This window comes from Ensifer sp. B1-9 (assembly GCF_050474445.1).
In the GTDB taxonomy this organism is placed as follows: Bacteria; Pseudomonadota; Alphaproteobacteria; order Rhizobiales; family Rhizobiaceae; genus Ensifer.
Genome location: NZ_JBCHVG010000015.1, coordinates 181,082 through 194,043 on the forward strand (window position 1 = coordinate 181,082; position 12,962 = coordinate 194,043).

At 61.6% G+C, this 12,962-nt stretch carries 10 protein-coding genes; 4 read left to right on the top strand and 6 right to left on the bottom strand.

The features are described from left to right. The first annotated feature begins 221 nt into the window (after nucleotides 1–221). The 3 genes from ACQ5BM_RS26845 to ACQ5BM_RS26855 all read left to right on the top strand — a co-directional run bounded on the left by ACQ5BM_RS26845 (nucleotide 222) and on the right by ACQ5BM_RS26855 (nucleotide 6,171). Nucleotides 222–4,502, top strand: coding sequence for a DUF5801 repeats-in-toxin domain-containing protein (locus tag ACQ5BM_RS26845; RefSeq protein WP_429817910.1), 4,281 nt, complete (start codon nucleotides 222–224; stop codon nucleotides 4,500–4,502). 75 nt (nucleotides 4,503–4,577) lie between these two features. Beyond that, a complete protein-coding gene (locus ACQ5BM_RS26850; RefSeq protein ID WP_429817912.1) occupies nucleotides 4,578–4,943 on the top strand; it encodes a hypothetical protein in 366 nt (121 codons plus the stop codon). A gap of 19 nt (nucleotides 4,944–4,962) precedes the next feature. Next, nucleotides 4,963–6,171, top strand: a complete 1,209-nt coding sequence (locus tag ACQ5BM_RS26855) for an ABC transporter substrate-binding protein (protein ID WP_429817914.1) — start codon at nucleotides 4,963–4,965, stop codon at nucleotides 6,169–6,171. Between the two features lie 358 nt (nucleotides 6,172–6,529). Here the strand turns inward: ACQ5BM_RS26855 and ACQ5BM_RS26860 are convergent, their stop codons facing one another. The 5 genes from ACQ5BM_RS26860 to uraD form a co-directional block, all read right to left on the bottom strand. Further along, nucleotides 6,530–7,246, bottom strand: a complete 717-nt coding sequence (locus ACQ5BM_RS26860; protein WP_334198448.1) for a Bax inhibitor-1/YccA family protein — start codon at nucleotides 7,244–7,246, stop codon at nucleotides 6,530–6,532. Nucleotides 7,247–7,261: 15 nt separating this feature from the next. Then, entirely contained in the window at nucleotides 7,262–8,023 is a 762-nt protein-coding gene (locus tag ACQ5BM_RS26865) for an anti-sigma factor family protein (RefSeq protein WP_334198447.1), read from the bottom strand. Continuing rightward, on the bottom strand, nucleotides 8,016–8,546 hold the full coding sequence (locus ACQ5BM_RS26870) for a sigma-70 family RNA polymerase sigma factor (RefSeq protein WP_429817916.1): 531 nt from the start codon (nucleotides 8,544–8,546) through the stop codon (nucleotides 8,016–8,018). The genes ACQ5BM_RS26865 and ACQ5BM_RS26870 overlap by 8 nt, the downstream gene beginning before the upstream one ends. Nucleotides 8,547–8,797: 251 nt before the next feature. Then, the gene (locus tag ACQ5BM_RS26875) at nucleotides 8,798–10,141 is read right to left on the bottom strand and encodes an MFS transporter (protein WP_334198445.1); all 1,344 of its coding nucleotides are present in this window, start codon (nucleotides 10,139–10,141) and stop codon (nucleotides 8,798–8,800) included. Between the two features lie 43 nt (nucleotides 10,142–10,184). Further along, on the bottom strand, nucleotides 10,185–10,724 hold the full coding sequence (uraD, locus tag ACQ5BM_RS26880; protein ID WP_429817918.1) for a 2-oxo-4-hydroxy-4-carboxy-5-ureidoimidazoline decarboxylase: 540 nt from the start codon (nucleotides 10,722–10,724) through the stop codon (nucleotides 10,185–10,187). A 178-nt stretch (nucleotides 10,725–10,902) separates the two neighbouring features. Here uraD and ACQ5BM_RS26885 point away from each other — a divergent pair, with 178 nt between their 5' ends. Beyond that, nucleotides 10,903–11,823: a LysR family transcriptional regulator gene (locus ACQ5BM_RS26885; RefSeq protein ID WP_429817920.1), complete on the top strand. Its 921-nt coding sequence runs from the start codon at nucleotides 10,903–10,905 to the stop codon at nucleotides 11,821–11,823. Between the two features lie 54 nt (nucleotides 11,824–11,877). On the opposite strand, the gene ACQ5BM_RS26890 is transcribed toward ACQ5BM_RS26885, so the two are convergent. Then, a complete protein-coding gene (locus tag ACQ5BM_RS26890; protein ID WP_429817922.1) occupies nucleotides 11,878–12,900 on the bottom strand; it encodes a LacI family DNA-binding transcriptional regulator in 1,023 nt (340 codons plus the stop codon). Nucleotides 12,901–12,962 lie beyond the last annotated feature (62 nt).

Sequence of the window (12,962 nt, forward strand, 5' to 3'; positions counted from 1 at the left end):
TTGCCGATCGCGACCGCTTGTTTCGATCGGGCACCCATATGGCTCCCTCAGCGACAAGCCTGCACCGCGAGTGAACGGAAGAAATCCGGTGTCATGGAGCACGATTTCGGGGCACTTAATCGAGTCGCCGTTCGCCCACGCGGCGGATGGTTACGAGCCGATGACCAGAAATACTAAATTTGTACTAACGTCACCAATTTTGGGTATTGGCATAAGATATTATGCTGTTTTTCGCGAATCTCGCCCGAACCGATTGCGATCCAAAAAGCTTGGTGTTTTCGTACTCGCAAAGGTCGAGGGGTATTTCTATGGCAACCGAAGGCACCGCAATTTCCAACGAAGCCGCCGCTGCGCAGGCAGACACAATCGAGTTCCGCAACGCGCCGGATGGCAAGCCTGATCGGCTGGTGGCACAGGCTGCGACCGGAGCGGAGGGAGAACCCCAGCTCGTCGATCCTGCGACCGGCGCGCCGGTGAAAGGTGCCGAGACTGCGCCCCAGACGCCGCCCATGCCGGCGACGGTCACCGCCGATGCTTCGAACGTAGTGCACCTGCCCGCAGGAGCGTCGATCGAGAAAATCAAGGTCGTCGGTAGCGATATCGTTTTGGAACAGCCGGACGGCTCGACCATCACCATTCACAACGCCGCGTTAAAGGTTCCGACCTTCGTGATCGGCGACGCCGAAATTCCGCGCGAAACGCTCGTGGCAGTGCTCGGCGAAAACGGCATCAACGTTGCAGCCGGCCCGGACGGCAGCATCAGCGTCGTTTCGAACCAGAGCAGCGGCGGCGGCTTCTCCGATGCCAACGGCGACATCGGCCAGGCTGGCCCGGTCATCGATCTGCTGCCGCCGACATCCCTGCAGTTTCCGGCGCTCGAGGCGACCGAGCTTCTTCCCTTCACGCTTGACGCCAATGAGAACCCGTCGATCATCCCTGACGGCGGCAGCAGTGATCCTAGCGGCATCTTCGTGAGCGACCGTGAGGTTGACGAAGCCGGCCTCGCCAGCGGATCGCGCGCCGGCGATGGCAGCGCTTCGGTCAACGGCGTCTTCACGATTTCCGATCCGGATGGCCTCGGTGATGTCGCCAGCCTGACGATCAACGGTCAGACTTTTGCAATCGGCGGCCTCGCCGGGCAATCGGTAACGGGCCTGTTTGGCGTGCTGACGATCACCGCTTACGACCCGGTCACCGGTGTCGCGCAATATACCTATGAACTGACGAGCCCCGTTACCGGCTCAGGTCCCGGCACGAATGTCGAACAGGACCGGGACACCTTCAACTTGACAGTGACCGACGCCGACGGCGCGACTGGGACTGCGGCACTCCGCATCGACGTTGTCGACGACGTTCCGGTGATCGGCATCACGGATCCGGTCTCGTCGAACGTCGTCGAAGGTCAGACGCTTTCCGGCAACTGGACGCTGGCGGCCGGTGCTGACGGTGTCGGCACGGTGAACGTGACGGTCGGCAACACGACGCAGACGCTGACGCTTGCGGCCGGTCAGAAGGTGGTGTTCGCGCTGGCCGAGGGCACGCTGACGGTCAATGCCGACAAGAGCTGGTCGTTTGCTGCGGCCAACAACCTCAACAATGCTGGTGGTGTCAATGTCAGCTTCTCGCTGTCGGCCGCGGACGCCGATGGCGACACGACGAGTGACAGCCAGACGATCACGGTTGTCGATGGCGACGGCCCAAAGGTCGATCCGCTGGCGGCTTCGGCCGCGCTGACGCTCGACGACCAGAACCTTGCCGACGGCTCGACGCCGGCCGGCGGTGCTGAGACCAGCAGCGGCACGATCGGCTTCGTTGCCGGTTCGGATGCGATTGCGACGATCGCCTTCAGCAACGACGTCAGCGGCCTGAGCGGTACGCTGACCTGGGATCGGGTCTCCGACACGCAGATCGTCGGCCGCGCCGGCGGTGTTGCGATCGTGACGCTCGACCTGGTGCGCAGCGGCGACAGCGCGACGGTGACAGCGACGCTGAATGACAACTACGCCAGCCATCCCGGCATCAACGCCGACGACCTCGCCAACCTCGGCTCGGTCAAGGTGATTGCGTCCGATACGGACGGCGACAAGGCCGAAGGCACGGTCACGGTCTCGGTCTCGGACGACGTTCCGGTGATCGATGTGAGCAAGATTGCGGCCCCGGCAGCAGCGACGGTCGACGAGACGGTGCTGGGCACGGATGCCTCCTTCACGGTCGCGAGCGTGTTCCAGGCCGGGTTCTCGGCCTATGGCGCGGATGGCGCGGGCTCGGTGAGCTATGGGCTGCAGCTGTCGGGCAACAATGTCGGCTCGGGTCTGTTCGCCCACGGGGCCAATGGCGCCAAGGGTGCGGAGATCCTGCTCAGCCAGTCCGGCAACGTGATCACCGGTGCAGTGAACGGCACGACCTACTTCACCATCACGCTGGCCAATGGCCAGGTGACGCTCGACCAGCTCAAGGCGATCTGGCACGGCAACACGGGCAGCCATGACGAGCCGCTGAGCCTGAACATCGCAGGCGGCACACTGCAGCTGGTGGCGACGGTGACCGATGCCGATGGCGACACGGCCAGCCACAGCGTCAACCTGGGTGGCGGCAGCACCTTCACCTTCAAGGACGATGGCCCGTCGATCGATGTGAGCAAGATTGCGGCCCCGGCAGCAGCGACGGTCGACGAGACGGTGCTGGGCACGGATGCCTCCTTCACGGTCGCGAGCGTGTTCCAGGCCGGGTTCTCGGCCTATGGCGCGGATGGCGCGGGCTCGGTGAGCTATGGGCTGCAGCTGTCGGGCAACAATGTCGGCTCGGGTCTGTTCGCCCACGGGGCCAATGGCGCCAAGGGTGCGGAGATCCTGCTCAGCCAGTCCGGCAACGTGATCACCGGTGCAGTGAACGGCACGACCTACTTCACCATCACGCTGGCCAATGGCCAGGTGACGCTCGACCAGCTCAAGGCGATCTGGCACGGCAACACGGGCAGCCATGACGAGCCGCTGAGCCTGAACATCGCAGGCGGCACACTGCAGCTGGTGGCGACGGTGACCGATGCCGATGGCGACACGGCCAGCCACAGCGTCAACCTGGGTGGCGGCAGCACCTTCACCTTCAAGGACGATGGCCCGTCGATCGATGTGGATGACTTATCCGTCTACAGAACGCCTGGGGTTACGGTCGGCGAATATGAATTCCATGTCGGAGCAGACGCAGCGACCTTTGATACGTCTTTTCCGGCGGGCGCTCTGGTTTGGACGAACAAGCCCACTGGATATGATTTCGGCCTTAAGGCCGGAACAACCAGCACCTATGCGGCAACTTATCAGGACGGCGGCACCGCGAAGACTTATTTCGAGTTAACGATCAAGAATGATGGCACCTACGAATTCAATCTTGTGTCGCCGGCGCCTTCGATCGTTGTCAACACAGAATCCCTGCTAGCCGGACTTTCCAAAACCAGTAGCGATGTAATGAGCTACACGTTTCCGAAGTCTAATTTCGGCGGTGCGTTTGAACTGGTCGCAACCGGGTATAACAACGGTGTTCAAGAAAAACTAAGCATTTCTTCAAGTGAACTTGGCGTTGGGGACGGTGTGATTCACAACACTAACACAAAGAATGAAGTTTTGCGGCTCGACGTACAGCAACAGCCGGGGCACGATAATGCGACCATTAGCTCGCTTACCTTGGGGCTTGCCTCCACAGGTAGCTTGGCTGCAGGAGACCATTTGCTGCTCATGGTCAAATACACGGATGGGACCTCGGTAGACGTTCCTAGAGACTACAACGGATCTGGAGCGGTCACATTTAGCATCGATACAAGCAAAACTGTTGACTACGTAGAGTTCGATATTGTCAGCAGCAATGTCAACGCAAAGATTACAGGCGTAAGCTTGGGGTACACGACCACTGTGAACCCGGCAGATTCGCAGCTGGCATTTGAACTTGGGGGTAGGGATGCCGACCACGACACGGCGACCGCCTCGTTCACAGTCGACGTAATGGCGGGCACCGCTGGCAACGATGTCATCTCAACCGGCGCGGCAGCTGATCAGATCTCGGGGGGAGCTGGCAATGATACGCTTTTCTCGGGCGAGGGGGCTGACTACCTGTTTGGCGGGGACGGCGACGATATGCTTTACGGCGGTACTGGCCTCGACCACGTGACCGGCGGCGCGGGTCGCGATACCTTCGTCATGGATCCCGACTCACTGCAACTCAGCATTGATGACGTCATCACCGACTACAATCACAACGAAGGGGATACTGTCGACCTGTCTGCGTTGCTAGGCAATTTGCCTTCGACAACAATCATGCAGGATAATTACGTTCGTGTTGAGGACGCGGGCGGCGGCAATGCCAATCTCCAGGTCGACACTGACGGCAGCGCCGGCAACGGTTCTGGCTGGCACACGGTCGCAGTGCTGGAAGACTTCCAGGCCTCTACCGACGTCGTGAAGATATTGTTCAACAACACCAACGGGACGAAAACAGACCAAGACATTCATTAACAGCACGTCGGTCTCGACAGTTCAGCGGTTCTCGGTAATCATCCGGGGACCGCATTTTCCAGGGGGAATCTTTTCATGATCAGAAGCATGCTGGTGGGGGCGATGGTCGCTCTTATGCCCGTTTCAGGATTCGCGGCCGATCTCATCGTCGATTATGCGCCAGCCGCGAGGCAGTGCGCCGAAGCCAGCCAATCCTCGCTCACCATTGACCAGGACGTCGCGACACTGACCAAGGAGGTCGTGTCGCGCATGGACGAAGCGATCGCGGTCGCCGATGACCCGCACTGGATCTCGTCGACCCGGCCGACCTTCGTCTGGGCATCCGAGACCAAGGTTGCCTGCGGCAAGGCCTATGGTTACCTGCAATCCAACTGGCGCGACGAGGACTACATCGCCAAATGCGATTGCTTCTACACCAAGATGCGGAATTACATGAATTGAGGCTGGCGGTTTGATCGTCATGTCCCACGCTGTCGTTTCACAGACGACGCGGGCGTCGTCCTGTCGGCGGTGGCTGGCCCTCGGCGTCCTCGCACTCGGCACACTTGCGGGCTGCCAGGGCGCACCCACGCCCCAGGACGTTCTCGACGTGGAATCACCGCAGGCGAGACACGCGCGGCGCGCTGCCGAGCACGCCGTGAAGCCACAGGAAACCTTCGGCAGCGGGGCAACACGCGTCGCGCTCATCACCGCCCTGATGGCTCCGTCGGGCGAAACCGTGCGCGAACGCGATATCCGGGACGGCGCGTCGCTCGCGATCGATGAGGTCGGCGGCGGCCAACTCTCGTTGCTGGTCGAAAACACCGACGGTTCGCCACAGCAGATCCAGGAGGCGGCAAAGCGGCTTGCCGGCCAAAAGGTCGCGCTCGTCGCGGTGTCGATCGCCGACGTGCCTGTCAGCACCGTGCGCCAGGGGCTCGGCGCGTCTCGGGCGCCTCTATTGGTCCTGCGCGGCAACGGCGCCGAGCGGCCGGCTGGCACTTTCGCTTTCGTGTCCGACCGCATCGACAGTGCCGTCGAGGGGGCATCCTATGCGGTGGCGTCCGGCCGCAAGCGGCTCGTCGTGCTCTTGCCGAGCGATGTTTCCCCCGCCGAGCGACAAAGGCTCGATCGCGGGCTTGCCGGATATGGCATCAAGCCGGCCCTCGTCGCCGTGACGGGCGCCACGGCATTTACCGGCGACGCGGCCTCCAAGGCCAAGCTCAAAGATACCGATGGCGTGCTCCTGATCGGTTCCGGCGAGCCAGATGTCGGCGCGCTGTCGCAGCTCAAGGCCAACGGCTACCTGAAACCGAACGCGATGGTCGTCGGCAGCTCCGGATGGGAGAATTCCGCCTACAAGCGCCCCGAACTTTCGGGAAGCCATCTCTGCCTGTTCGGTCCGGAAAACGGTTCACGCATGACGTCGCGCTATCTCGATCGGTACGAGCGCGCCGCCGGCGCCGATGCGGCCTATGGCTTCGATGTGATCGCGCTTGCCGCCGGTCTCGTGCGCAGCCAGGGCGAAGCCGCCATCACGCAGGAGAGCCTTCGGTCTCCAAATGGCTTCATCGGCGCGGCGGCAGCCTTCCGATTCGCGGGGAACGGCTCCGTTGAGCGAACCTGCGCGATCTACCAGGTTACTTCCGGGAGTGTGAAGCTGCTGGATCCAGCGCCACGCTCGTTCTAAGGCGCGAGCGCTGGCCCAAAGCTCTGCCCATCGCTGCTGGGACGGTGGCGCCCGAAGACACGTGCGTCTAGCTGATGGTGGTGCGACTGTTGCGGGGGGCGTGACAAACGTTAATCGCCCGGCGCTAAACCCGGACTGCGATGAGTATTGATCGTCGCCGATTCCGTAGCGTTGGCCTGCTCATGCACCACTTACAGCGCCCTGATCCTGACTTTGCCGGTATTGAGGTCGTCCAGCGGGACGACCTCGTAGGATAGACGTCGAAGCTCGCGCTTTCGCGCTGGTTCGGCGGATGTCCATGTCACCAAGGAATAGGGCCCGCCGGCGTGGAGCAACGGTCGGCCCATATCTACGACAATCACCCTTCACGCTCGCCGGTGAAATTCAGCAGCAGCTGGAAGATGTTGACGAAGTTCAGGTAGAGCGACAGGGCACCGAAAACCGCGAGCTTCTGTTGCGATTCCTGGTCGAAATTATCGGCGTACTGTTCCTTGATGTTCTGCGTGTCCCAGGCGGTCAGGCCGACGAAGACGACGATACCGATCACCGAAACGGCAAACTGAAGAGCGCTCGAGCCGAGGAAGATGTTGACGATCGAGGCGATCATCACGCCAATCAGGCCCATGATCAGGAACGAACCGAACTTCGCCAGGTCTCGTTTCGTCACATAGCCGTAGAGGCTCGTCGCACCAAACATGGTGGCGGCGATGAAAAAGGTGCGGGCGATGCTGGCTCCGGTGAAGACGAGGAAGACAGAGGCGAGCGACAGCCCCATGACGGCGCAGAAAGCCCAGAAGATCATCTGCGCTGACGACGCAGACATCGAATGCATCTTGAAGGAAAAAAAGAAAACGAAGGCCAGCGGAGCCAGCATCACCACCCACTTCAGCGGGGTCGAGAAGATCGGCACATAGAGCGCCGGCGTGGTGCCTACGATGAAGGCCACAAGGCCCGTGACGACGAGGCCGAGGCCCATATAGTTGTAGACGCGCAGCATATGCTGGCGAAGGCCCTCGTCGAGGGCAGCGGCAGAAGCCTGGCTCATGCCGCCGAAGCGGTTCTGGTTCGAATACATGTAGGTTTCCTCAGTTCAGTAAAGTGAGCTTTTGAGTAGCTCGGCCTCATCGCTGAGGCCGATGCCAGGCGTACTTGAGACGACGGCATAGGCGACCTCGCCGACCTGCCACCACGCAGCCTCGGCACTGGAGAGATTGAGGTCCTTCACAGGCTCGACCGCGAAGTACCCCGGCCTGCCGGCGAAGAGTGATATGACTGCGCCAGCATCGGTCTTGACGCTCGTCTCGACACTAGGACCGAAATCCGAGGGGAAGACCTGGACATCGACGACGTTCCAATCCTTCGGAAGCTCCGGCATGACGATGGCGGTCGCCGCACGAATGTCGTCCGGGTCGTAGGTCTGCGCTTCCGGTTGTGACGGCATTCCCGCTCTGACCAGCGCGGTCTGATGCGCGCGGATCGCATGCTCCACGAAAGCCGGCGGATGGGCCGAGGCATTGACTTCGCTCGGGCCGACGGACGAATGGGCAATCCACCCCACCGAAACCATCAACCCGACTGCGGCGACCTTTTGCATGGCGTTCCACACGCGCGCATTCGCCAGTCCCGACGAAAGGCGGCGGGCGGCCTCGCGCGTCTCGGGGCGTGCGGCAACGACATCCGACGTCATCGCCAGCTTGAGCGTGGTTCGCATGCCGAGGTCGGCCATGACACGCGCCGCCGCATCCGGATTCCTGGCGAGCCAGGTCTCAACCCGCAGCCGCCCCGCCGCATCGAGCTGGTTATCCACATAGGCATCGAGATCGGTATCGATAATCGCGTCCACGTCAGTCATGATCGCCTCCGACAAGCCTCAGGTGGTTGGGCCTTTTCGTTCCGCTCTCGAAATCTCTCAGGCTCGCTCTTGCACGGGAGACACGCGACATCAGAGTCCCGACGGGAATATCGAGTATGTTGGCAGCCTCTTGATAGGAGAGGTCCTCGACCGCAACGAGATGCAGCGCTTCGCGCTGCTCTTCGGGAAGCATCATGAACGCTTCGCGGACCTGAGCCAGCCGTACGCTATGTTCCTGGTGGGCCGGGTAGGATGATGCAGCTTCCTGCGCCGTCTGGTCGTCACGCTGGCCGCGAGAGATCGCGGATCGCACGCGGTCGATATGCGTGTTGCGAACGATGGCGAAGAGCCAGTTTCTAAGGCTTTCCCCAGAGCGGAACGTCGAGCGTCGCTCATAGGCTCTCACCAATGCATCGTGAACGAGATCCTCGGCGTCCGGCGAATTGCGCGCAAGTGAACGCGCATAGCGCCTCAGCGCAGCCAACTGCCCAATAACGTCAAAGGCGCCCTTTTTCGAATCCATACCCGCATATACGGAGTGGCGACGGCTTCTCATCCATTGCGTTGAAAAAAAACTTAAAAAATCTGAGCGGCGCCTTCAGGCGCTTGGCTCCGCGCGCTGGTGGCTTGGGCCTGCCGAAACGCCTTGCCCCGTCGGGCTCTTTCGTGCCCACGCGCCCGGATGCAGTATCGGACCACCGTGCAGAGGCGCGATGGTCCGATACTATTCTCGTCCTGTCAGAGCCCGCAACGCGGGGTATTCTCGGGCCCGTTCTATGCAGGCTGCTGCGTCTGCCGGCTGACCTTGCTGACGAAGCCGACGATCAGCACGAAGGTCAGCGCCTCGACGGCCGCCACCAGCCACAGGCCGTGGGTCATGACGCCGGTCGTGTCCTTCAGGTAGCCCATGAGATAGGGGGCGCCGAAGCCGGCGAGGTTCGCGACAGAGTTGATCAGCGCGATGCCGACTGCTGCCGCGGAACCCGCCAGACAATGGTTCGGCATCTGCCAGAAGACCGGGATTGCGGACATGGTGCCGACGATCGCCAGCCCCAGAGCAGCGAGCGACAGGGCAGGGCTGACCGGAAGGACGAAGCCCAGGACCATGAGGCCGGTGGCACCCGCAAGTGCCGCAAAGGCGCAGTGGTAGCGCACCTCTGAGGTACGATCGGAATGCATGCCGTTCAGGATCATGCCGGCAGCACCGCCGAGATAGATGGCAGCCATGATCCAGCCGACCGTGGCCGGACTTGAGAAACCGACTTCACGCACCACGGAGGGGCCGAAGAAGGTCAGCGTCGAATTCGCCATGATGATACAGAAATAAATGGCAATGAACTTCCATACGGTCGGGTTCTTCAGCGCCTTGAGCACGCTGTGCTCACGATGGCCGAGCGCCTTCTTGTCCTGCTCGATATCCTGGATGAGCAGGGCCTTTTCCTCCGAGGTCAGCCAATGCGCCTTCTCAGGCTTGTCGGTCAGGTAAAAGATGGTGGCAATACCGGCGAGGATCGACGGGACGCCTTCGAGCAAGAACACCCACTGCCAGCCGGCCCAGCCATTGGCGCCTCCGAGCTGGGTCATGATCGTGCCTGCCAGCGGCCCGCCAATGACGCCAGCAAGTGCCGAGGCGGACATGAACAGGCCGAAGGCCCTGGCGCGACGCAGCGACGGATACCAATAGGTGAGGTAGAGGATGATGCCGGGGTAGAAGCCGGCCTCGAACACGCCAAGCAGGAAGCGCAGCGTATAGAACTGCCAGGGTTGGGTGACGAACATCATCAGCACGCAGATGATGCCCCAGCCGATGGTGATGCGGGCGATCGTGGCGCGGGCACCGATCCGTTCGAGCCACATGTTGCTCGGCACTTCGAAGAAGAAATAGCCAAGGAAGAAGATACCGGCACCGAGGCCGTAAACGGTTTCGCTGAACTGCAGGTCCTGCAGCATGGTGAGCTTCGCGAAACCAACATTGACCCGGTCGATCCATGCCAGGATCCACAGGAACATCAGGAAGGGAAGGAGCCGCCATGTCACCTTGCGGTAGACGGACTCCAGTTTTTCGGGGTTCGCGGCTGGTGAGCCGCCTCTGTGCCCCGCAGGTGCTGCCGATGCCATTGTGGACTACCTCCCGTATAAGTCCATTTCAGGATACCGGCCGCTATGCGGCCGGCGTGATAACCTCCTGTGCCTCCTCCTTGACGAGGGCACCCAGTCGATAGCGGCTGATGCTGGCGATCTGCCGCAGTGCTTCCGCAAGCTCGGCATCGGTCTCCCGTCCGATGCGATGCTTGAATTCGGCGAAGATGCCGGCCTTGGTGTAATGGCGAACGCAGACGATGAACGGAAAGCCGTGCCGGGCGCGATAGCGCCGGTTCAGATCGTCGATCAGCGCCATTTCGTGGCTCGCCAGGTTGTCGAGCCCGGCCGTTCCCTGTTCGATGGTCGATGCCGCGGTCATCCGGCCCTGCTTGGCCTCCTTGCCGGCAAGATCCGGATGTGCGCCCAGGAATTCGACCTTGGACGCCGTGTCTCGCGCCAGGATCTGGCTGAACATCACGGTATGCAAAGCCACGATGTCGGCGAACGGCCGCTTCTGCCAACTGCACTGCGCCACCCAAGGCGAATTCTCGAAAACAGGACCGAGGTAAGCGACGAAGTCGTCGCAGTCCATGTGGTTGATCGCATCGATATCAAGCATGTCTTGCCCTGAAATTCAGCCACCGCATCGCGGCATTTCCTGCGCAAACGGTGCTCGGCCGGCCCGATTTGGTCAACGCGGGCGGGCAAATACCCATTATTAGCCAGACGAATAAAGCCGGTGTTGACCTGTTGGCCGGCTCGCCCTGTCGGATTTTGTTGGCTATCCTGAAATGCAAATGTCGAAAGAAGATACCGTTGACGCACATCTCCTAAGGGTATTCTGCGCGCTCATGGCCGAGGGCAGTGTGACGCGTGCGGCCGTCAAGCTGGAGCAATCCCAGCCGGCGGTCAGTCTGGCGCTGGGAAAGCTGCGCGAGATCTTTTCCGACCAATTGCTTGTGCGCGGCCGCGACGGAATGGTGCCGACGGAGCGCGCGCTGGCGATCTTGCCGCGCGCGCAGGCCCTGTTGGCCGATCTCACAGGCTTGGTCGACGCGACGGCACCGTTTGACGCTTCGTCAAGCAATCACAGCTTCACGATCGCTTCGCCAGATTACATGGCGCCGGTCTTCCTCTCGGAGATCGTCGACCAGATCAGGCGCAAGGCGCCGAGTGCGAGCCTCGTGATACGGGCGCTCGGTCCCGATTTCGACTTTGAAGGGGCGCTTGCCCGGGGCGATGTCGATGTCGTCATCGGCAACTGGCCATCTCCTCCGGCCTATCTCAAGCGCTCGATCCTCCTGCAGGACGACATCGTTTGCCTGATGCGGGAGTCCCATCCGCTGGCGCAGGGGACGTTCAGCGAAGCCGACTATCTGGCAGCAGCCCATATCGTACCGGTTGCCTATTCGATGGCCCATCGCGGTGTTGTCGAAACCCATCTGTCGAGCCTGCGCGTCAGCCGCGCGCGCACCGTCGCGCTTTCCTATTTCACGACCGCACCGTACCTCCTACTGCAGTCCGACCTGATCTTCTCGACCAGCCATCATTTCGCCAGCTACTTTGCGGGTCTTCTGCCGCTTGTCGTCCGTCAGCCACCGATCGAGTTCCCGCAGATGGTCTTCCACATGCTATGGCACGACCGCTCGCATCATTCGCCGATGCATCGGTGGCTACGTGAAATCATCATGCAGGCGCGCAACAGGATCGCGACCTAGATTTCCGGATCAGGTGGGTGCTCTCCGAGTAGCCTGGCACTCACGCTCAATCCTTCATCGCCGTGTCGGCGGTGGCCCAACAGAGTTGCGGACCACCAGGTCGGGCCTCAGCAGGATCTCCGTTTGGGAGGGGGTGCGGTCCGAAAGCATTTCGAGAAGCAGTGCCATCGCGTGCTTGCCGATGGCGGTGCGCGGCTGGCGGATCGTGGTCAGGGAAGGGGTCATGAAACTGGCTTGCGGGACGTCATCAAAGCCGGTGACTGAAAAGTGATCCGGTATGTCGTAGCCGCGCGCCTTGAGGCCGAGAGCAACGCCAAGGGCAGTCTGATCGTTGACGCACATGAAGGCGGTCGGAAGGTCGTCGCGCATGAAGAGCTGTTCCAGCGCCAGCCTGCCGCTTTCTACGGTTCCGTCACCTTCGAGGATAAGGCGGCGGTTCGGGGGGATGCCGGCCGCAGCAAGCCCGGCCTCGTACCCTGACCGACGACGGCTATATGCCAGGCGCGTATGAGAGTCTCCGATGAATGCGATCCGTCGATGCCCCTCGGAAATGAGAAGATCAACGGCCTTGCGCGCGCCTTCGATGTCGTCGACGCCGACATAGGGAATGCCTCCGTTAAACACGGGCTCGAAAACGCCGACCGTCGGCGGCAGGCGCGGCGTCACCTCCTGGTGGCCAAAAGGAAGAATTCCCGTGAACAGGATCAGGCCGGCCGCCTGGTTCGAATTGAAGAACTTCAGGTACTCCAATCCACGTTGGGCATCATTCTGGGTATGCCCGATCAGCACGCCGTAACCATGAGCGCGCGCTTCGTTTTCGAGGCCGACAAGAATGCTGGAGAAATTCGGGTCACCGATATCGGGCGCCACCACCAATATCATGTTCGACCGGCCGAGCCTCAGGCTGCGCGCCATCGCATTGGTGGTGTAGCCCGTCAGTGCGATGGCCTGATTGACCTTCAGCCGCGTGGACTTGGCAACCTTCTCCGGCATGTGAATGGCCCGCGAGACCGTCGCGATCGACACTTCGGCGATCCGTGCGACGTCTTCGATGGTTGCGGGGGTGGAATCGGACACTCGGCTGGCCTCGGGCTTTGTTGCGAGACACTACACAGACTTGCCGAGCGGTCAAACGCGCA

Coding starts and splice junctions, on each gene's coding strand:
- ACQ5BM_RS26865 (WP_334198447.1), bottom strand. CDS start 8,023: ATGACTGACGTGGACGCGATTATCGATACCGATCTCGATGCCTATGTG.
- uraD (WP_429817918.1), bottom strand. CDS start 10,724: ATGCTTGATATCGATGCGATCAACCACATGGACTGCGACGACTTCGTC.
- ACQ5BM_RS26870 (WP_429817916.1), bottom strand. CDS start 8,546: ATGGATTCGAAAAAGGGCGCCTTTGACGTTATTGGGCAGTTGGCTGCG.
- ACQ5BM_RS26845 (WP_429817910.1), top strand. CDS start 222: ATGCTGTTTTTCGCGAATCTCGCCCGAACCGATTGCGATCCAAAAAGC.
- ACQ5BM_RS26875 (WP_334198445.1), bottom strand. CDS start 10,141: ATGGCATCGGCAGCACCTGCGGGGCACAGAGGCGGCTCACCAGCCGCG.
- ACQ5BM_RS26885 (WP_429817920.1), top strand. CDS start 10,903: ATGTCGAAAGAAGATACCGTTGACGCACATCTCCTAAGGGTATTCTGC.
- ACQ5BM_RS26855 (WP_429817914.1), top strand. CDS start 4,963: ATGTCCCACGCTGTCGTTTCACAGACGACGCGGGCGTCGTCCTGTCGG.
- ACQ5BM_RS26850 (WP_429817912.1), top strand. CDS start 4,578: ATGATCAGAAGCATGCTGGTGGGGGCGATGGTCGCTCTTATGCCCGTT.
- ACQ5BM_RS26860 (WP_334198448.1), bottom strand. CDS start 7,246: ATGTATTCGAACCAGAACCGCTTCGGCGGCATGAGCCAGGCTTCTGCC.